Source organism: Tepidiphilus sp. J10 (assembly GCF_006980785.1).
Lineage (GTDB): Bacteria > Pseudomonadota > Gammaproteobacteria > Burkholderiales > Rhodocyclaceae > Tepidiphilus > Tepidiphilus olei.
In genome coordinates this window covers 1-20,080 of record NZ_SBHP01000010.1, presented here as the reverse complement: position 1 = coordinate 20,080, position 20,080 = coordinate 1, and the positions used below count along the sequence as shown (strand labels likewise).

Here is a 20,080-nt window from a genome sequence, read left to right as displayed (position 1 = left end):
AAACGCTAGCGCTCTGAACGGAAAATCGCCTCGATCGGGGCAACCGCGGGGAACCCGGATCACAGCGGGAAGGCGCCACGACCTGCTCGAACGACGCCGTTGATCCCATTGCGAACCGAAGCCATTGGTTTTTTTTCCTTGGCCGACCTATAGTGATTGGGCTCACACAACAACCACGGAAAGGATCGATCGATGACCGAGAAGCGCAATCTCTTCACCTCCATCACTCTGGGCCCTTACACCCTGCCCAACCGCATCGCCATGGCGCCGATGACGCGCAACCGTGCCAGCGCCGAAGGCGTGCCCACCGACATGATGGCGCGCTACTATGCCCAACGCGCCAGCGCCGGCCTCATCATCAGCGAAGGCGTGATCGTCTCCCCCGAGGGCTTCGCCTACCCCAACACCCCTGGTATCTTCACGCCGGCCCAGATCCGGGGATGGAAAGCCGTCACCGAGGCGGTACACGCCCGCGGCGGGCGCATCTTCGCCCAATTGTGGCACTGCGGCCGGGTGGCCCATCCCGAGGTCAACGGCGGCTTGCAGCCCATCGGCCCCTCCGCGATCGCCGCCCGTGGCGAGACTTACACCCCCAGCGGCAGCAAACCCTTCGTCACGCCGCATGCCATGAGCCTGCAAGAAATCGAAGAAACCGTCGAACGCTACGCCCAGGCGGCGCGAAACGCCAAGGCGGCCGGTTTCGACGGCGTGGAGATCCACGGCGCCAACGGGTACCTCATCGACCAGTTCCTGCGCGACGGCAGCAACCGTCGCACCGACGCCTACGGCGGCTCCATCGCCAACCGCGCCCGTTTCCTCATGGAAGTGACCGAAGCCGTGCTCGGCGTATGGGATCGCGGCTGCGTGGGGGTGCGCCTCTCGCCCCTGCAACCGTTCAACGACATGCGCGATTCCAACCCCGAAGCGACGTTTTCTTACGTCGTCAAGGCCTTGGGAGAATTCAAGCTCGGCTATCTGCATATCACCGAAATGGGTAAGGAAGCGCCGGGGGTGGCCGGCCCCGCCTTCGACCTGAAATTGCTGCGCCCCCTGTGGCCCACCGTCTATATGACGAACGGCGGCTATACCTCCGAGACGGCCAATGCGGCGATCGCACGCGGTGAAGCCGACATGATCTCGTTCGGACAACTCTTCATCGCCAATCCCGACCTGGTCGAGCGCTTGCGCCGCGGCGCACCGCTCAACACGCCCGATCCTTCCACCTTCTATACGGGGGGCGAGAAAGGCTATCTCGACTATCCCGTACTCTATCCCTGAAATGCGTAAAAGCCGCCTGAAGGCGGCTTTTACGCTCATTCCGAAACGGGCAGAGCTACTGCTTGAGCCCCTCGGCCTTGATCGTCGCCTGCACGGCGGGGCGCTGCGCCATCTTCTCGACAAAGCGCGCCAAGGCTGGGAATTGCCCCAGATCGATCTGCACGAAGGCCGTCCAGCGCGCGCACACGTAGAGGTAGATATCGGCGACCGAAAATTCCTCTCCCAGCAGCCAGGGACGCTGCGCGAGCTGCCCATCCACCCACTGCAGGCGCTTGAGCAGGGTCTCTTTCGCCACCGCCTTCCACTCCTGGGGGCAGTTCGGCTTGAAGAGCGGCGAGAATCCTTTGTGGATCTCGGTGGAGATGAAGTTGAGCCATTCCACCAACCGCACCAGCCCCATCCCCTCTTTGGGGCCGAGCGGCGTACGTGCCAGATTCTGCACGATATAGATGAGAATCGCCGGGCCTTCGGTGAGGATCGTCCCATCGTCGAGCTGCAGCGCCGGCACGTAGCCCTTGGAATTGATCGCCAGATAATCGCCCCCATCGGCGAGTTTCTTCGTGGCGAGATCCACCCGCACCAGCTCGGGCTCGACGCCGGCTTCCCGAAGGGCGATGTGGGGCGACAGCGAACAGGCGCCGGGCGAGAAATACAGTTTCATCGGGTTCCTCCTTTTTCGTGGTTCGTATGATTGAAAGCCCCTCACGGGGCTTTTTTACTGTAGCACGTCCGGAGGAAAAAGGTTTCAGGCGCCGAAAGGATGACGGCGCAGGATGGTCTCGTCGCGCTCGGGGCCAGTCGAGATCACGTCGATCGGAATCTCGCAGAATTCCTCGATGCGGTGCAGGTAGGCACGGGCCTCGTAGGGAAGATCCTCCCAACGGCGCGCCCCGAAGGTGCTCTCGCGCCAGCCAGGCAGCGTTTCGTAGACGGGAACGCAACGGGCGACCTCGTCGGCTCCCATTGGCAACAATTCGATCCGCTCACCGTCGAGTTCGTAACCGATGCACAGTTTCAGATCCTCGAGGCCGTCGAGCACGTCGAGCTTGGTAATACACAGACCCGAGACGCCATTGATGATGATGGAACGCTTGAGCGCGGCCAGGTCCAGCCAGCCGCAGCGCCGCTTGCGACCGGTGACGGTGCCGAACTCCCGCCCTTTGGTCGACATCTGCCAGCCCGGGGTGCCCTCGGTGTCTATGTCCAATTCCGTGGGGAAAGGCCCCCCGCCCACCCGAGTGCAATACGCCTTGGTGATGCCGAGCACGTAGTGCAGTCGCCCCGGCCCCAGCCCGGCGCCGGCGGCGGCTTGACCGGCGACACAGTTGCTGGAGGTGACGAAGGGATAGGTGCCGTGATCGATGTCGAGTAGCGTCCCCTGCGCCCCTTCGAAGAGAAGATTGCCGCCCGCCTTGTTGATCTCGTAGAGTCGGGCGGAGACGTCGGTCACCAAGGGCAACATTTCTTTCGCATCGGCGAGCGCTTGTTCATAGATCGGCTCGAACTCGAGCGGCTCGGCGTGGAAAGCCTGGGTGAGCACGAAATTGACCCAGGCGAGGTTGCTCTCGAGCTTGGCGCGAAATTGCTCGGGACGGAAGAGATCGTAGAGGCGGATCGCACGACGGGCCACCTTGTCCTCGTAAGCCGGGCCGATGCCCTTGCCCGTGGTACCGATCTTGTCGCCGGCGCTGCGCGCCGCCTCGCGCGCCCGGTCGAGCGCGACGTGATAGGGCAGGATCAAAGGGCAACCGGGGCTCACGCGCAGGCGCGAGCGCACTTCGATCCCGCCAGCCTCCAACGTCCGAATCTCAGCAAGGAGGTGATGCACGTCGAGCACCACCCCGTTGCCGATGAAGCAGGCCACCCCTTCGCGCACGATGCCGGAGGGCACGAGGTTGAGCTTGTATTCACGCTCCCCCACCACCAAGGTGTGCCCCGCGTTGTGCCCACCCTGGAAGCGCACCACGCCCTGAGCGTTGTCGGTGAGCCAGTCGACGATCTTGCCCTTACCTTCGTCGCCCCACTGCGTCCCGACGACGACCACGTTCTTAGCCATCAGCCCTTCCTTTTACGATCACAACGGTTCCACGACCCACTGTCCGGCGCGCTGCACGAGGCGCCGGTCGCAGCCGGCTTCGCGCCATTCTTCGAGCGGATGCCCCGGCAATTCCCGCACCACTGCCTGCCCTGCCTCACGCAACTGGGCCACTACTGCCTCCAACGCCTCATCGTCCACCGCGGGCGCGAGGATGGCGCCCGGCAAGGGGGCGAGCGGCAGACGGGCGATGAGTTCGCGCAAATCGATCGAAAATCCCGTCGCCGGCCGAGCCCGTCCGAAAGCCGCACCGAGTCCGTCGTAACGCCCGCCCAAGGCGAGCGCCGAAGGGTGATTGGCGCCATAGGCAGCGAACATCACGCCGGTGTGATAGTGATAGCCACGAAGATCCGCCAGATCGAACCCCAGCGGCAAATCGGCGAGCGCTTCGGCGAGCGCCTCGAGCTCTTCGAGTGCCCGCACCACTGCCGGCAGCGGCGCGAGCCGAGACCGTGCCAGAGAGAGCACCTCGATCCCGCCGTAGAGCCCAGGCAGGGCGCACAGTGAAACAGCACGCGCCTCATCGATCTCGGCGCCGGTCGTGGCGAGGAAGTTTTCGATTCCCGCAGAATCTTTTGCCTGGAGCAGTTCGAAGAGCGCCTCTGCTCGCTCGTGATCCATGCCCTCGGTGAGGGCGCGAAAGAGCCCCATGTGCCCGACGTCGATACGCACCGCCGGTAGACGTGCCCGTTCGAGGGCAGTCGCCAGCAGGCGAATGATCTCGATGTCGGCTTCCACACCGCCATGACCATAGAGCTCGGCACCGAGCTGCAGCGGCTCGCGCGTGGCGGTGAGCGAGGCGGGCAGAGTGTGCAGCACCGGGCCACAGTAACACAGACGGGTGACGCCCCGACGATTCAACAGATGCGCATCGATCCGTGCCACCTGAGGCGTAATGTCGGCACGCACCCCCATGGTTTGGCCGCTCAACTGGTCGGTGAGCCCGAACGTACGCAGCCTCAGGTCTTCCTCTCCGCCGACGATGAGCGAAGAGAGGAATTCGATGAGCGGAGGAGCGACGAGCTGGTAGCCATGAAGACGGAAGAGATCGAGCAGATCGCGTCGTAAGCGCTCGAGGTGCTCCGCCGCCGGGGGCAGCTCGTCACGGAGATAGTCGGGCAAAACCCAACGCATGGATGGCCTCACAGGATGACGTCATTGACGATGAGCAACCCCAGGACGATGGCCGCGGCACCGAACCAGCGTAAGCGCTCGGAAGGCACCTCTGCCAGACGCTTCAGGGCTTGCTGCCAGGCATGCGGTGCGAGGAAAGGCATCAAGCCCTCGAAAACGAGCATCAGACCCAAGGCTTTCCAGAAGATTTCGGACATGCTCTGGACGGCAAGGCTCAGCGGTTGCCCGACGACTGTGGCGTCTTGAAGTGTTTGAAGAACGCGGAGCTTGGATCGAGAACGAACACGTCCTCACGCCGAGAGAAGCTCTCGCGATAGGCTTCGAGGCTGCGATAGTAGCTGAAGAACTCGGGATCGCGTCCATAGGCTTCGTTGAAGATGCGCGTGGCTTCGGCATCCCCTTCACCTTTGAGCCGCTGCGACTCACGATAGGCTTCGGCGATGATCAGCTCGCTTTGCCGGTCAGCGTCGGCGCGGATACGCTCGGCGATCGCCGCCCCCTCGGAGCGCAGGTTGTTGGCCACGCGCTTGCGCTCGGCCTCCATGCGGCGGTAGACCGACTCGGACACCTCTGCCGGCAGATCGACGCGCTTCAGGCGCAGATCGACGATCTCGACACCGAACGTGCGCGCGTCGCGGTCGGTCTTGGTGCGCACGATTTCCATGACCTTGTCGCGCTCACCGGAGACGACATCGTGCACGCTGCGTTGACCGAATTCTTCGCGCAGCGTGGCGTTGACCGTTTGCAGTAGCCGTGTGCGAGCACGCGTCTCGTCCCCGCCCATGGTGATGTAATACTGCTGCGGGTCGGCGATGCGCCACTTGATGAAGTGGTCCACCAACACGTTCTTCTTCTCGGAAGTGATGAAACGCTCAGGTTCGGGCGTATCGATGGTCAAAAAGCGCCGATCGAACAGACGAACGTTCTGTACCAAGGGAAGTTTCACATGCAAGCCCGGTTCGGAAATTACCGATTTGACCTCCCCGAACTGCAGGACCATGGCATAGCGGCGCTCGTCGACGGTAAAGAGCGACATCGAGGCGATCGCGGCAATCAGCAGCAACACCCCGAGCACGGTGGCGATCCTAGCTTGCATCATCGGCTCCCCCGCTCACGGTTGCGCAGATCTTGTCTCGTCATGTCCCGTTCCTTACGGGTCGATTCGGCCGCAGCCTCGGCACTGCCATCGCCGCTGCTAGGCCCTTGGTAAGTTGGCGCCGTCGTGCCCCCGGAAGGGGTGAGCAAACGCTCGAGCGGCAAAACCATGAGGTTGTTGTGGGCCGGTGCATCGACCAGCACCTTGCTCGTGTTGGTAAAGATATGTTGCATCGTCTCGAGATAGAGGCGTTCGCGCGTGATCGCCGGCGCCTGCCGGTATTGCTGCTGGATCTGGGTGAACCGCGCGGCATCACCAGTGGCCTGTTCCACGATCCTACCTTTGTAGGCATTGGCCTCCTCCAACAGACGTGCGGCCGTGCCTCGAGCGCGAGGGATCACTGCGTTGGCATAGGCCTCACCTTCGTTCCGCAAGCGTTCGCGATCTTGACCGGCCTTGACGGCGTCGTCGAAAGCCGCCTGCACCTGCTCGGGTGGCTGGGCATTTTGCAGGGTCACGCGCACCACTTGCACCCCGGTACGGTAGCGGTCGAGCATGGTCTGCATCAACTCCTGAGCGCGTACGGCGATGTCCTCACGTCCTTCGTAGAGGACGTAATCCATTTTGGACTTGCCGACGATTTCACGCATGGCGCTCTCGGCGGCCTGCTTGACGCTCTCGTCGGGCGCACGGTCGCGGAAGAGATAGTCTTCGGGAGATTTGAGCACGTATTGCACCGCAAACTGGATCGAGACGATGTTCTCGTCGTCGGTGAGCATGAGCGATTCACGCAGCACCTTGTTGCGGTCGGTGCCGCGGTAACCGACTTCGACGGTGCGCACGCCGGTGAGATCGACGATCTCATGGCGTTCGATCGGGTAGGGCAAGCGCCAACGCAAGCCCGGTTCGGTCGTCTCGACGTACCGACCAAACCGCAGTACCACCGCGCGTTCGTTGGCATCGACCTTATAAAACCCGGAAAGCAGCCACAACACGAGTACGATGGCGACGAGCAAGACGATCCCGGCACCGAATTGCTTGCCATCCCAGGAGCGGCCTCCTCCAGGGCCAGAAGAACGCCCTCCGCGGCCACCACCAAAGAGCACCGCGAGCCGCTCGTTGAATTGACGCCAGACTTCCTCGAGGTCGGGGGGACCTTCGCCTTGGGGCGGACGTCCCGGGCGAGGATCACGACGGCGCCCCTCATCGTCGGGTCCGTCGTTACGATCGCCCCAACGGGGATCATTCAATGACATGGAGTTCCTCGTTTCTTGATTGCACCGTACGCATCGGCGACAGGGCGCACAGGCGGTCGGTGAGCACCGCACGTAAGGAGTCGAGCCCCTCTCCGGTGCGCGCGCTGACGCAAACCCGGCGAATGCTACCACACTCGTCGGTCCGCTCGGCCGGAACCTCGGCGAGCAAGTCGATTTTATTGAACACCTCGATCCGTGGCACGTCCTGTGCGCCGATCTCGGCGAGCACCGCCTCTACCGTGGCGCGCTGAGCCTCACGATCCTCACTCGCCCCATCGACGACGTGTAGCAGCAGGTCGGCCTCGGCGACCTCTTCGAGCGTGGCGTGGAAGGCCGCCACCAAGTCGTGCGGCAGATCACGGATGAATCCTACGGTATCCGAGAGCACGACGTCACCGACGCGCGGCAGCCAGATGCGGCGCGATGTGGTGTCGAGCGTGGCAAAGAGCTGGTCGGCGGCATAGGCGCCGGCTTTGGTGAGTGCGTTGAAGAGGGTCGACTTGCCGGCGTTGGTATAGCCCACCAGCGAGACCTGCGGCACCCCCCGACGGTTGCGCGCGCGCCGGCGTGTGATGCGCTGGCGCTCGAGCCGCTCGAGCCGGCTCTTCAGCTGCTTGACCCGAATGCCCAGGAGCCGCCGGTCGGTCTCGAGCTGGGTCTCGCCCGGGCCACGCAGGCCGATCCCTCCACGCTGGCGCTCGAGGTGGGTCCAGCCGCGCACGAGGCGCGTGGAAAGATATTCCAGCTGGGCGAGCTCCACCTGGAGTTTTCCTTCGTGACTGCGGGCACGCTGCGCGAAGATGTCGAGGATGAGGGCATTGCGATCGATCACCCGGCACTGCAATTCGCGCTCGAGGTTACGCTGCTGCGCTGGAGACAAGGTATGGTCGAAGACGACCAAATCGCCCTCTCCTTGGGTAATGGCGCTACGCACTTCGTCGAGCTTGCCGCGACCGACGAAGAAAGCCGGATCGGGCCGGGGACGACGACCGCGCACCACGCCGACCACGTCGGCTCCGGCGCTTTCCACCAGGAGTTGCAATTCAGAGAGACGCTCGGCGAGCGCTCCCTGGCCGATATCGAGCTGGACGAGCACGGCTTGTTCACCGCGTTGCGGACGTTCGAACAATGAAAGATTCCTTCGAGGAAAGAGGAACGTTCATGAGACGCGCCAATCGCGCAGGCGTTCCCCACAATCCATCATTGTTCCGCTTGCTGTTCGTCCTCATGGACTTCGCGCAGCGTCACTGGGCGCGACGGCACGACGGTGGAGATGGCGTGCTTGTAGACCATCTGCGTGACGTTGTTCTTGAGCAGGACGACGTATTGGTCGAAGGACTCGATGTGCCCTTGTAACTTGATACCATTGACCAGATAGATCGACACCGGGACGTGCTCGCGGCGCAGCAGGTTGAGGAAGGGGTCTTGCAGTTGCAAGGCTTTGTTGCTCATGTCGTGGCCTTTCGTGTTGTGGGTTTGGTCTCATGAAAAATGGTGCAGCACAACGAACAACGATAGCACAGTCGCGCTGGCTTTGGGCAGCAGCCGTTCAATCGCTGCGTTTCACATAGGGGTTTTCCGACGTGCGCCATTCGAGCTTGAGCGGCGTACCGCGCAGACGGAAGGCTTCGAGGAAACCATGCTCGAGATAGCGCCGGTACGATTTGGGCAAATGCTCGAGCGCGTTGCCGTGGATGACGATCACCGGCGGATTGCTGCCCCCTTGATGCGCATAGCGCGGCTTCGGACGAAAGAGCCCGTGGCGCGGCGGCGCCTGGCGTTTGACCAGCTCCTGGAGCACCCGGGTGAGCTGTGGCGTGGGCAGCTTGGCAAACGCGGCGGCATGGGCTTCGTCCACGGCCTTGAGGAGCGGCTCCAGCCCTCGCCCTTGCGCGGCCGAGAGGAAAACGGTGCGCGCGAACGACAGAAATCCCAGCTTGCTGGCAAGCTGCGTCTTCACCAGGCTACGCTGGTAGTCATCGACGGCATCCCATTTGTTTACCGCGATCACGAGGGCGCAGCCGGTCTCGAGGATGAATCCCCCCAAGTGCGCGTCCTGATCGGCGATCCCCTGCGTCGCGTCGAGCACGAGCACGACCACGTTGGCCCGCTCCACCGCCTGTAGAGTCTTGATCACCGAAAATTTCTCCACCGCCTCGGTGACCCGCCCCTTGCGGCGCACACCAGCAGTGTCGACGAGCACGTAGCGGCGCGAGCCCCGCACGAACGGCACCTCGATCGTATCGCGGGTCGTCCCTGGCAGGTCGTAGGCGATGAGCCGCTCTTCGCCCACAAGGGCGTTGATGAGGGTCGACTTGCCCACGTTGGGACGACCGACCACCGCCACGCGCGGCGCGTCTTCCTCCTGCGGCGGCTCGTTGGAGTCTTCTTCGGGAAAATCGGCCAAGACTTCGGCGATCATCTGGCGCACGCCCTCACCATGCGCCGCCGAGATGGCCAAGGGTTCGCCCAGCCCGAGTGCGTGGAATTCGGCGGTGGCGTAGGTCTGACGCATGCCTTCGGTCTTGTTGACCACCAACCGCACCGAGCGGCCGAGCCGGCGCAAATAATCAGCGATGTCTCGGTCGTGCGCCGTGAGGCCGGCGCGCCCGTCGACGAGAAAGAGGACGACGTCGGCCTCGCGGATCGCCTGCTCGGCCTGGCGCGCCATCTCGCGAGTCAATCCTTCCTTGCTCGTCGGATCGAAGCCGGCGGTATCGACGACCAAATAGGGCCGCGGGCCGAGCTTTCCCTGACCGTAGCGCCGGTCACGCGTCAGCCCCGGTACGTCGGCCACGAGTGCATCCCGGCTTTGCGTGAGCCGGTTGAACAGGGTGGACTTGCCGACGTTGGGCCGCCCGACGAGCACGACGGTGGGCAGTGCCGCCATCAATGCACCTCCACGACGGCCACCGTTCCATCGGTATTCTGCACCACTGCCCGGTTGGGACCGATGGATTTCGGCTCGACGAGGATGGGTCCGGAGCCGACACGTACCCGCCCACGGATGCGGCCATCGTTGCGATCGAGCACGTGGACGTAACCTTCGCGATCGCCCACGAGCACCCAGTCTCCGAGGATGAGCGGACGCGTGAGCAAGCGCCAGGAGAATCCACCCGTGCGCCACTGTTCCCTCCCGGAGTAAGCATCGAGTGCGACCACGTCGTCGTTGTCGGCAGTGACGACGATATAACGAAAGTCACGATCGATCCCCGTGCGGCTAGAGAGATCCTTGGTCCAGATCGTCTCGGCGGTACGCCCGTCGAAGCAGGCCACACGCCCCTGATACGCGGCGGCGCACACTTCCTGACGCGCCACCAACGGTGGACCGACCACGTCGGTGAGCCGTTCGATTTCGGTCGCCCCCTTGGGCGAGGCCACCGTCAGATCGAAGAGCGGTGCGCCGCTGCGCGGTTCGACCACGGCAACGATCCCTCCCGGATAACCAGCGACGATGGCGTTGCCGGCGCTCACCAGCGGGGCCGATTGGCGCAGCGACAAGGGCGGCAGGTTGCGCTGATAAACCCAGCGCTCCTTGCCGTCGCGCGCATCGAGCGCGATGAGCCGATGATCGACCGCACGCACCACGACGAAGCCGCCGGCCACCAAGGGTGGCGTGATCACGTCGGCCTGGAGCGGATGGCGCCAGCGCACTGTCCCATCGTCGACGGCAAGTGCCACCACCTCCCCTTTGCGCGTGACGACCACGGCCAGGCGCTCGTCCGCACCCACACCCGCGATGATCCTGTCTTCGAGCTTCGCCTCCCAGCGCGTACCGCCATTCCAGCGCAAAACGCGCCCGTCACCCCCGGCAACGATGGCCTCGTTGTCGAGGATGGCCGGAGTGAGGAAAAGTCCTTCACTGCCCCCTACCTTGGTCTGCGCTGCAATGCTCACTTCCACGGGACTGGTGAGCGGCGGCAGAGGCGCGATCTGGGGTCCTTTGCGCGAAAAGGGATTGAGCGAAGAGCAGCCGGCAACGAGCGTCGCGACGGCAAAAAGCGCCAGCAGACGCGCAGCGACACGGGAGAAACGACCGCTCATGCTCAGCCCCCCAACCCGTCGCGCTTGAGGGCGACGAGTTCTCGCCAGGCAGGATCCGTCCCCTGATCGAGGGCTCGCTGATAGGCCACCCGTGCTTCTTCGAGGCGTCCGAGCGCCGCGAGCGCATCCCCACGGGCTTCTTCATAGCGCGCGGCCAACTCCGGCACCGGCGCGATGGCGAGCCGTTCGAAAGCTTCTTGGGCCGAACCCGAATCGAGCAACACGGCCGCCTCGCGCAAGCGAGCCACATCCCGCAGGTAAGGTTCGGAGCCCTGCTCGGCTACGCGCCCGAGTTCTTCTTTTGCGGCTGCGTGATCACCAGCTTGCCACAGTTCGTAACCCAGTTTCAAACCGGAGAGATCGGCCAACAAGGCATTGGTCCGTGATTCCCGCAAACGATGGGCTGCGGCCCGTGCCAAGGGCAACTCCCCTCGTTCGAGGGCCACCACCAACTCTGCCTCGATGCGCGCCGCCTCCTGGGCCTGGTGCTGGCGCCACCAGCGCCATCCGTTCCAGCCCAAGGAAACGATCGCCGCCACGAGGATGGCGATCGTCACCCAGCGGCCGTACATCTGCCACCAGGTCTTGAGTTCGTCGATCTGCTCCTGTTCCTGCAAGTCAAGCGCCATTACCTTCCTCCTGGCCGTAGAGCCATTGCATCACCGCGTCTTCGCAGGCTTCGATCGCTACCCGCTGCTGCGGCGCCTCCTGGCGCAGGGGCTTGAGCCCCACCGTGCCGCTGTCGACCTCGTCCTCACCCAGGATCAAGGCCAGCGTCGCGCCACTCGCATCCGCCTTTTTCATCTGGCTCTTGAAACTGCCGCCGCCACAATGCAATACCACGTCGAGCCCCAGATCACGCAGGCGCTCGGCGAGTTGGAACGCCACGGCCTCGGCGCGCGCACCTTGATGCACCACGTAAACGTCGGGCACCTTGGGCACGACTTTTCCGCCGCTCGCCTGCCATAGCATCAGCAGCCGTTCCACGCCGATGGCAAAGCCGGCCGCGGGGGCAGGCTTGCCCCCCAGCTGTTCGATGAGGCCGTCGTAGCGGCCACCGGCGCAGATCGTCGCTTGCGCCCCGAGCCGCGGGCTCACCCATTCGAAGACGGTACGGTTGTAGTAATCCAGTCCTCGAACCAGCCGTGGGTTGATGCGATAGGGCACGCCGGCTGCCTCGATGAGCGCGAGTACCCGCTCGAAGTGCGTCTTCGATTCCTCGCCGAGGAAATCCAACAGACGTGGTGCTCCCTCGATGAGTTCCTGCATCGCCGGATTTTTCGAATCCAGGATACGCAGCGGATTGCGCTCGAGGCGACGTTTGCCGTCCTCATCGAGTTCGTCGTAGCGTGCCCGGAAGTACTCGACCAGGGACTGGCGGTGTGCGGCGCGCTCCTCGCTCGAACCCAGGGAATTGATCTCGAGCCGCACGTCCTGCAAGCCCAGCTCATCCCACAGACGTGCGCCCATGAGGATGAGTTCGGCATCGATGTCGGGACCGGAAAAACCGAGCGCCTCGATGCCGACCTGGTGGAACTGCCGGTAACGCCCCTTTTGCGGCCGCTCGTGGCGGAACATCGGGCCCAGGTAATAGAGCCGCTGCGGCCCTTGAAAGAGGAGATTGTGCTCGATCACCGCGCGCACGCAGCCCGCCGTCCCCTCGGGACGCAAGGTCAGGTGTTCGCCGTTCAGCACGTCCTCGAAGGAATACATCTCCTTCTCGACGATGTCGGTCACCTCGCCGATGGCACGCTTGAAGAGCGCCGTCGGCTCGACGATGGGCGTGCGGATGGGGCGATAGCCGTAGGCGCGCGCCCAGGTGCGCACCCGCTCCTCGAATTCTTCCCACCAATCCGATTCGGGCGGCAGGATGTCGTTCATCCCGCGCACCGCCTGTAATTTCGTTGCGCTCATGCTTCCTCGTCGTGTTGCGGAACCTTCGGCGGAAAACGCCGCGCCACGTAGGCTTCGATCATGGCGTGGAACTGCGCGGCAAGGTCCGGACCGCGCAGCGTGGCCACCTTCTGTCCATCGACGAAAACGGGGGCGGCCGGCGCCTCGCCCGTGCCCGGCAGAGAGATGCCGATGTGGGCATGCTTGGATTCACCCGGGCCATTGACGACGCAGCCCATCACGGCCAGCGTCAGCTGCTCCACCCCGTCGTAGCGCTCGCGCCACTCGGGCATGCGCGCGCGCACGTAGGACTGGGTCGATTCGGCCAACTCCTGAAAAAAAGAGGACGTCGTGCGCCCGCATCCCGGGCAGGCCGTCACCATCGGCGTGAACGCCCGCAGTCCCATGGTCTGCAGGATCTGCTGCGCCACCACCACTTCCTCGGTACGGTCCCCCCCCGGCGCAGGCGTGAGCGAGACGCGGATGGTGTCGCCGATCCCCTCTTGCAGCAGCACCGCCAAGGCCGCGGTCGAGGCGACGATGCCCTTGCTGCCCATGCCCGCCTCGGTAAGGCCCAAGTGCAGCGGATAATCACAGCGCTGCGCGAGTGTGCGATAGACGGCAATGAGATCCTGCACGCTGGAGACCTTGGCCGAGAGCACGATGCGATCACCAAGAAGACCGTAGCGTTCGGCGAGCGCCGCCGATTCAAGGGCGGACGTCACGAGCGCCTCGCGCATCACCGCCCCGGCCGACCAAGGCCGCTCGCGCCGGGCATTCTCGTCCATGAGGCGCGCGAGCACTGCCGGGTCGAGGCTGCCCCAATTCACCCCAATGCGCACGGGCTTGCCGTAACGGCAGGCGAGTTCGACGATCTCGGCGAAACGCTGGTCTCGTTTTTCTCCCTGTCCAACGTTGCCCGGATTGATGCGCCATTTGTCCAGCGCCTCGGCGCAGGCCGGATACTCTCGCAGCAGCTGGTGGCCGTTATAGTGGAAGTCGCCCACGAGCGGCACGCGACAGCCGGCGCGCAGCAGGCGTTCGCGAATTTCGGGCACCGCGCGCGCAGCCGCCTCGTCATTGACCGTAAGCCGCACCAGCTCGGAACCGGCCCGGGCGAGCGCCAGCACTTGGCGCACCGTCGACTCGACTTCGCTCGTCGCGGTATTGGTCATGGACTGCACGACGATGGGTGCGCTCGAGCCGATCGTCAATGAACCCACGCGCACCTGCCGGGTGGATCGGCGCTGCTGCGGACCAACGGTGGGCTCGGCCATGACTTCTTCCAGAAGCGCGTCGTTCGCCTTCATTTCAACCTCGTCATGGCAACCTGATTCTGCCGACCCCATTCTTGCTCACTTCTTTGATCTCGATGGGTTCGCCTCGAAACTCCACTCGAACCACCGCCGCATTCCCAACCACCAGGGAAAACGGCGGCGTGCCGGCCAGCGAAGCCTCCTGACCCGCATCGAGTATCCGGGAGAACACGACCGTTCCGCTGGCATCACGCACCTCGACCCAGGATCGCCCCTCGGCCCGGAAACGCAACACAGGCTCAGGTTCAGGAGGATTTTCTGGGCTGACTACCGACGGCGCCTCAGCGAGAGTCTTCTCTGGCCCGGAGACATCGGATGCAGGAGCGCTTTGCGTCGTCTCGTCTAAAGAATCATCCTCTGAAGCGGCCGAAACGGCGGGCAAGGAAAATGGCTCAGCCACCGCCGAGCGTGAATGGCTGCCCAGTACATCCGTAGTCGTATCCTGCGCTTCAACGGCAGGCGGGAGCAAGACCGCTGTCTCCTGCCGTGTCGGAGACGGCATCCGGAACCAGTCGAAATAGACGGCGACGAGTAGAAACAAAACGAACAGGGGCAATACATAGCGAAGAACGATTCGCCACGGGCGAGAGCGCCGTATCCGGATCTCCCCCTCGGCGTTCGACGCTGGCGTGAGCTTCACCGGCTCGGCACTGGGTTTGACCTCCAGCGAAGCGAGCAAAGGCTCGGGATCCAACCCGAGCGCACGTGCATAATTGCGCACGAAGCCACGAACGAAAACCGGACCGGGCAATTCATCGAAACGCCCCTCTTCGAGCGCCGTGATCTGGCGCGGCAGCAACTTCAATTGCTGCGCCATTTCGGCGACGCTGCGCCCCTGCTCCATCCTCGCTCGTGCCAGCAGCACGCCAACTTCACGAGGCTCGATCAATGCTCCCTCCGTCACAGATCCCAAGCCCCCTGTCTCAGGAGTTCCGCCTCTGGACTATCGGGGAATTCCGCTCTGAGACGTCGCGCATACTGCTCGAATGCCGCGGTATCCCGGCGCTTGCGCTCGACATTGATGGCCATCCACAGCAGGCTCGGATCGGGATCGACTTCCCTCATCAAGCGCTGCAAGTAATCGGAGGCACGATCCCACTCACCCCAGCGTTGTGCCAAACGGGCCCCCTGGTAGAGCACCAGGGTGTTGCGCGGATCCAAACGGATCGCCTCCTGCAGACTCGCCCTAGCCGCCTCCCGCTCCCCCGCCAATTCCTGGCACCAAGCAAGATTGGCGTAGACCCGCGTCTTGTTTCCGTAATAGGGATTGGCCGCCACCTGCTGAAGATAAGGCAGACCACTGGCAGGTTGCGGACCCGTACAAAGAAACCAACCATAAGCAAGGTTGAAATCAGGGTCTCGCGGTGCGGCCTGCAAGGCTCGAGTCAGAGCACGCTCGGCCTGAGCGCGATCGCCGATCGTCAGGTTGGTCACGCCCCATGCATAATGAAGGGGAGGATAATCCGGCGCCTCGGCTGCTGCGGCGCGCAATTCGTCCAGGGCTACGTCTACCCGTCCGATGTCCAGGTAGGCGAGAGCGAGCTCGATGTGTGCCTTCGCCCTCACCTCATTGGGTCGATCCGGCTGACGTTCCAACATCGGCCGGTCATGGCTCGTTTCAAAAATCCCCGTTGCCGGCCGCACCGCCTGATTCGCGCACCCTACCAATGCAAGGGAACAAAACAAGGCAACAACAGTAAGCCTCCAAGATTTCATCACGACGCCCTCTGAGGAAAAATGATCGGCTCGCCCCCCCGAGAACGGCGGGTCCGATCGCGCACCTGGCCAGCGAGCTGACCGCAGGCGGCAGCCACGTCGTCACCGCGCGTCTTGCGCGTCGTCGTCACCAATCCTGCCTCCATCAGAATAGCGGCAAAGCGCCTAATCCGTCCCTCTTCGGGTCGCGCAAACGGCGCCCCAGGGAAGGGATTGAACGGGATCAAGTTGAACTTGCAGGGCACGTCGCGCACCAAGGCCACCAGCTCACGCGCATGCTCCGGCTCGTCATTGACCCCCGCGAGCAAGACATACTCGAAGGTGATGAAATCGCGCGGCGCACGCTCGAGATAGCGCTGGCAAGCCGCCAGCAACTCGCGCAAAGGATACTTGCGGTTGATCGGCACGAGTCGATCGCGCAGCGCATCGTTGGGCGCATGCAACGATACCGCCAGCGCCACGGGACAGTGCTCGCGCAGTCGGTCGATGGCAGGCACGATTCCGGAAGTTGATACCGTGACCCGTCGTCGCGACAGACCATAACCGTGATCGTCGAGCATCACGCGCAGAGCACGCACCACCGCCTCGAAATTGGCCAACGGCTCGCCCATGCCCATGAGGACGACGTTCGTCACCACTCGGCCATTGTCTGGGCCCTCGGTCGTATCCCAATCGCCCTCTGTTTTGGCCGCGCCCAGCAATCGGTTGGCGAGCCACAACTGTCCCAGGATCTCCGCGGTGCTGAGATTGCGGTTGAATCCCTGCTTGCCCGTGGAGCAAAAGGCGCACTCGAGCGCGCAGCCGGCCTGAGTAGAAATACATAGTGTGCCACGCGAGCGCTCGGGAATGAACACCGTCTCCACGGCGTTGCCCCCACCCACGTCGAGCAACCATTTGCGCGTGCCGTCACGGGAGACGCTATCGCGCAGCACCCGCGGCGCAGCGATGATCGCCTGCTCCGCGAGCTTGGCGCGCAGACTCTTCGCCACGTCGCTCATCGCCGCGAAGTCTTCGCAGCCCTCGCGATGAATCCAGCGAAAGATCTGACGTGCACGGAAAGGACGCTCACCGAGGGACTGGATCCAGTCGGTGAGCTGGGGCAGATCGAAATCGAGCAGATTGGTCGGGGTCATCGTCGAACCGTCGGCAGGGAGGCACCGACGGGGTGGACCAATCAGCGTGAATAAATGTTCATTTCGGGGAAGAAGAAAGCGATCTCCACCCTGGCCGTTTCGGGCGCATCGGAACCGTGCACCGCGTTGGCATCGATCGAATCGGCGAAATCGGCGCGAATCGTCCCCGGCGCGGCCTTCTTCGGATCGGTCGCCCCCATCAGCTCGCGATTCTTGGCGATGGCATTCTCGCCTTCGAGCACCTGCACCATCACCGGACCAGAGGTCATGAAGGCCACGAGGTCCTTGTAGAAGGGACGCTCCTTATGCACCGCGTAGAAAGCGCCGGCCTCTTTTTCCGACAACCACACCATCTTCGCAGCGATGATCTTGAGACCGGCATCCTCGAAGCGCTGGTAGATCTTACCGATCACGTTCTTGGCGACGGCATCGGGCTTGATGATGGATAGCGTACGCTCTACGGCCATGAATCACTCCTAGGCAAGCAAAAAAAGACATTCTATCAAACCGACGGCGGGCGGACGTCACGACGACGCCACGCCCGCCGCGCATGAAGAACCTTTCAGTTGGACGAAGCGGCCGCAGCACTGGCCGTTTTCTGCGGCTCAGGCTTGGATGAACGCGCGACGGCTTTTTTCTTCGGCTTGGCATCGGCCACTTTCACCGGCGCATCGAGCACCGAGGGGTCGACCCCTTGGGCATAGACGCAATCGGCTGCCATCGGCCGTTCGGTCTTGGTGTTGAGCAGGACGCTCTTCCAAGGTAGATCGACCCATAGCAAGCCGTTTTGCCGATCCTCGTAACGGGGCAGCCCCGAGAACGAAACATCGCGCGCCAAGGTATAGCGTTTGCCCTCCCAACGCACCACGACCTGATCGCTATCGTAGCGCACCCGCTCCACCCCGAGCTGCTTTCGCCCTTCTTCGCACCGATAGACGCCACTCGGCAAGTCGAGATCGAGCTGGGGCAATGCCCCTTCATCGGCCCATACACCCGCACACGACACCCCCATCACCGTTGCGAGCAACCAACGCATCGTTTTCCCGCGCATCCTTACCTCCCCCAACGGACAGCTGCCGAAAAATCCCTGAAAAAACATTATACACCTCCCACGGAACCCGCAAGAGGGGCTAGACTCTCATTATTTTTGGACCATCATGCGTTTCGGCATCTTCTGCGCCATCATCGACAATTACGGTGACGCCGGCATCACCTGGCGCCTCGCCCGCCAACTGCGAGACGACTTCGGCCAAGACGTCACGCTCTGGATCGACGATCTCCACACCCTCGCCACATTGGCACCGGAAATCCGCACCACGGAGAAAGTGCAGCAGTGCGGCAAACTCACGCTACGACTCTGGGATCGCTCGCAACCGGACGAGAGCGATCGCGAAATACTGGCTCAAATCGACGTTGCCATCGAAGCCTTTGGCTGCGGCCTGAGCGAACCCTGGCTCGGAGCGCTTGCTAGACAATGTCCTCCCCCGCTCTGGATCCACCTCGAGCACCTCACCCCCGAACCTTGGGCAGAAGAGGTCCATGGTCTGCCTTCCCCCCACCCTCGGTTACCACTCACCGCATGGTTCTTCGTCCCCGGTTTCACTCCCCGCACTGGAGGACTCTTGCGCGAACGCACGCTCCTCGAGCAGCGGAACCGCTTTCAAGGCGATCCGAAACGGATTGCTCGATTCCTGGATCGCATCGGGCAGGCCGAAATGCTAGAGGCGCGGAGAATCACCCTTTTTTGCTACGCCGATGCCGAACTCAGTGCCTTCCTTGCCTGGCTCGCTCACGATCCCCAAGCGACGGCGGTCTTCGTTCCCCCGGGGCAACCGCGCCAAGCGCTCGCCCGCACGGGTCTGGAACTCGACACCAAAATTCTTACCCATCCTGATGCACCTCAGGTGCGATTCGTCCCTTTGCCCATGCTACCGCAGGACGATTTCGATCGATTACTGTGGAGCTGCGATTTCAATTGGGTACGAGGCGAAGATTCTTTCGTTCGCGCTCAATGGAGCGCCCGCCCTTTCCTCTGGCATCCCTATCGCCAGGAAGACGACATTCATCTAACCAAACTCGAGGCATTCCTCGGGCACTACCTCGCCGACGCCCCCCCATCCCTTGCAGATTTGGCGACACAGTGGTTTCTCAACAGCAACCGCGGCAGGGAAACCCCCGAGGATTGGCGCTGTCTATGGCAACGACGCGATCTCTGGCAAGCCCATTGCCATCGCTGGTGCCAGTATCTCGCCCTACAAGAAGATCTCTGTACCCGGCTGCTCGACTTCATCGCCAGAAACGCGATAAAATGATCGTTTATTTTCAACGAAACTGCGGGAATCACACCCATGATGAAGCAAGCCCAAGAACTGCGCGCCGGAAACGTCGTTCTCATCAAGGATGAACCTTTCGTCGTCCAGAAGGCCGAATACAACAAATCCGGTCGTAATGCTGCCGTCGTAAAAATGAAGCTGAAGAATCTCTTCACCGGCAACGTTACCGAATCGGTCTACAAGGCCGATGAAAAATTCGACACCGTGATCCTCGAGCGCAAGGAATGCACGTACAGCTACTTCGCCGACCCGATGTACGTGTTCATGGACGAGGAATTCAACCAATACGAAGTGGAAAAGGACAACATGGAGAACGTCCTCCCCTACCTCGAAGATGGCATGAGCTGCGAGGTCGTTCTCTATCAAGGAAAAGCCATCGCCGTCGAGTTACCCTCCTCCGTCGTGCGCGAAGTCGAGTATACCGAACCGGCCGTACGCGGCGATACCTCCGGCAAAGTCATGAAACCGGCTCGCATCAAACCGACCGGCCACGAAATCATGGTTCCGGCTTTCGTCGAGATTGGCGACAAGATCGAGATCGACACGGCAACCGGTGAATACAAACGGCGCGTCTGACGTTTCTATCGTCCAACACAAAAAAACCCGCTTGCAGCGGGTTTTTTTGTGTGCTCGCCGGGTCGACGCAAGAACCCCCTACCGTTTTGGTAGGGGGTTCTTGGTGTGCGGGGTAGGGGATGTCTGACGCTGACCTACGTTCCCGGAGGCGGAGCTCCAGTATCATCGGCGCGGCGCCGTTTCACGGTCCTGTTCGGGATGGGAAGGCGT

At 62.9% G+C, this 20,080-nt stretch carries 21 protein-coding genes; 3 read left to right on the top strand and 18 right to left on the bottom strand.

The genetic code is table 11. From position 1 onward, the window contains the following. Positions 1-192 precede the first annotated feature (192 nt). Entirely contained in the window at positions 193-1,278 is a 1,086-nt protein-coding gene (locus EPD81_RS09990) for an alkene reductase (protein WP_142805296.1), read from the top strand. A gap of 55 nt (positions 1,279-1,333) precedes the next feature. Here the strand turns inward: EPD81_RS09990 and gstA are convergent, their stop codons facing one another. The 18 genes from gstA to EPD81_RS09900 form a co-directional block, all read right to left on the bottom strand. Continuing rightward, complete coding sequence (gene gstA, locus EPD81_RS09985; protein WP_142805295.1) at positions 1,334-1,939, bottom strand: glutathione transferase GstA; 606 nt, start codon at positions 1,937-1,939, stop codon at positions 1,334-1,336. Between the two features lie 84 nt (positions 1,940-2,023). After that, positions 2,024-3,334: an adenylosuccinate synthase gene (locus tag EPD81_RS09980; protein WP_142805294.1), complete on the bottom strand. Its 1,311-nt coding sequence runs from the start codon at positions 3,332-3,334 to the stop codon at positions 2,024-2,026. 18 nt (positions 3,335-3,352) lie between these two features. Next, entirely contained in the window at positions 3,353-4,507 is a 1,155-nt protein-coding gene (locus EPD81_RS09975) for an ATP phosphoribosyltransferase regulatory subunit (protein WP_142805293.1), read from the bottom strand. 8 nt (positions 4,508-4,515) lie between these two features. Next, positions 4,516-4,704 (bottom strand): DUF2065 domain-containing protein, encoded by a 189-nt coding sequence (locus EPD81_RS09970; protein ID WP_142805292.1) that lies wholly within the window; start codon positions 4,702-4,704, stop codon positions 4,516-4,518. Positions 4,705-4,721: 17 nt separating this feature from the next. Further along, a complete protein-coding gene (hflC, locus tag EPD81_RS09965) occupies positions 4,722-5,603 on the bottom strand; it encodes a protease modulator HflC (RefSeq protein ID WP_142805313.1) in 882 nt (293 codons plus the stop codon). Then, complete coding sequence (gene hflK, locus EPD81_RS09960; protein WP_142805291.1) at positions 5,603-6,859, bottom strand: FtsH protease activity modulator HflK; 1,257 nt, start codon at positions 6,857-6,859, stop codon at positions 5,603-5,605. Before hflK ends, hflC begins: the two co-directional genes overlap by 1 nt. After that, positions 6,846-7,988 carry a GTPase HflX gene (gene hflX, locus EPD81_RS09955; protein WP_142805290.1) on the bottom strand — a complete coding sequence of 381 codons (1,143 nt, stop codon included), beginning with the start codon at positions 7,986-7,988 and terminating at the stop codon, positions 6,846-6,848. Before hflX ends, hflK begins: the two co-directional genes overlap by 14 nt. Positions 7,989-8,059: 71 nt before the next feature. After that, positions 8,060-8,311, bottom strand: coding sequence for an RNA chaperone Hfq (hfq, locus tag EPD81_RS09950; protein ID WP_142805289.1), 252 nt, complete (start codon positions 8,309-8,311; stop codon positions 8,060-8,062). 97 nt (positions 8,312-8,408) lie between these two features. Continuing rightward, positions 8,409-9,749 (bottom strand): ribosome biogenesis GTPase Der, encoded by a 1,341-nt coding sequence (gene der, locus EPD81_RS09945; protein ID WP_142805288.1) that lies wholly within the window; start codon positions 9,747-9,749, stop codon positions 8,409-8,411. After that, complete coding sequence (gene bamB, locus EPD81_RS09940) at positions 9,749-10,903, bottom strand: outer membrane protein assembly factor BamB (RefSeq protein ID WP_142805287.1); 1,155 nt, start codon at positions 10,901-10,903, stop codon at positions 9,749-9,751. The genes der and bamB overlap by 1 nt, the downstream gene beginning before the upstream one ends. Positions 10,904-10,905: 2 nt before the next feature. Next, positions 10,906-11,532 carry a tetratricopeptide repeat protein gene (locus tag EPD81_RS09935; RefSeq protein WP_142805286.1) on the bottom strand — a complete coding sequence of 209 codons (627 nt, stop codon included), beginning with the start codon at positions 11,530-11,532 and terminating at the stop codon, positions 10,906-10,908. Beyond that, positions 11,522-12,817 carry a histidine--tRNA ligase gene (gene hisS, locus EPD81_RS09930; protein ID WP_142805285.1) on the bottom strand — a complete coding sequence of 432 codons (1,296 nt, stop codon included), beginning with the start codon at positions 12,815-12,817 and terminating at the stop codon, positions 11,522-11,524. The genes EPD81_RS09935 and hisS overlap by 11 nt, the downstream gene beginning before the upstream one ends. Continuing rightward, positions 12,814-14,073, bottom strand: coding sequence for a flavodoxin-dependent (E)-4-hydroxy-3-methylbut-2-enyl-diphosphate synthase (gene ispG, locus EPD81_RS09925; RefSeq protein WP_142805312.1), 1,260 nt, complete (start codon positions 14,071-14,073; stop codon positions 12,814-12,816). Before ispG ends, hisS begins: the two co-directional genes overlap by 4 nt. 43 nt (positions 14,074-14,116) lie before the next feature. Next, positions 14,117-15,001 carry a RodZ domain-containing protein gene (locus EPD81_RS09920; RefSeq protein ID WP_142805284.1) on the bottom strand — a complete coding sequence of 295 codons (885 nt, stop codon included), beginning with the start codon at positions 14,999-15,001 and terminating at the stop codon, positions 14,117-14,119. 11 nt (positions 15,002-15,012) lie between these two features. Further along, on the bottom strand, positions 15,013-15,711 hold the full coding sequence (locus EPD81_RS09915) for a tetratricopeptide repeat protein (RefSeq protein WP_185955425.1): 699 nt from the start codon (positions 15,709-15,711) through the stop codon (positions 15,013-15,015). A gap of 116 nt (positions 15,712-15,827) precedes the next feature. Further along, positions 15,828-16,961 (bottom strand): 23S rRNA (adenine(2503)-C(2))-methyltransferase RlmN, encoded by a 1,134-nt coding sequence (gene rlmN, locus EPD81_RS09910; protein WP_142805282.1) that lies wholly within the window; start codon positions 16,959-16,961, stop codon positions 15,828-15,830. A gap of 41 nt (positions 16,962-17,002) precedes the next feature. Further along, positions 17,003-17,428, bottom strand: coding sequence for a nucleoside-diphosphate kinase (ndk, locus tag EPD81_RS09905; RefSeq protein WP_142805281.1), 426 nt, complete (start codon positions 17,426-17,428; stop codon positions 17,003-17,005). Between the two features lie 95 nt (positions 17,429-17,523). Beyond that, positions 17,524-18,012 carry an MliC family protein gene (locus EPD81_RS09900; protein WP_185955424.1) on the bottom strand — a complete coding sequence of 163 codons (489 nt, stop codon included), beginning with the start codon at positions 18,010-18,012 and terminating at the stop codon, positions 17,524-17,526. Between the two features lie 106 nt (positions 18,013-18,118). On the opposite strand from EPD81_RS09900, the gene earP reads away from it, so the two are divergent. Together earP and efp are read left to right on the top strand one after the other, a co-directional pair. Next, entirely contained in the window at positions 18,119-19,273 is a 1,155-nt protein-coding gene (earP, locus tag EPD81_RS09895) for an elongation factor P maturation arginine rhamnosyltransferase EarP (protein ID WP_142805279.1), read from the top strand. A gap of 39 nt (positions 19,274-19,312) precedes the next feature. Continuing rightward, entirely contained in the window at positions 19,313-19,870 is a 558-nt protein-coding gene (gene efp, locus EPD81_RS09890; protein WP_142805311.1) for an elongation factor P, read from the top strand. The last annotated feature ends 210 nt before the right edge of the window (positions 19,871-20,080 follow it).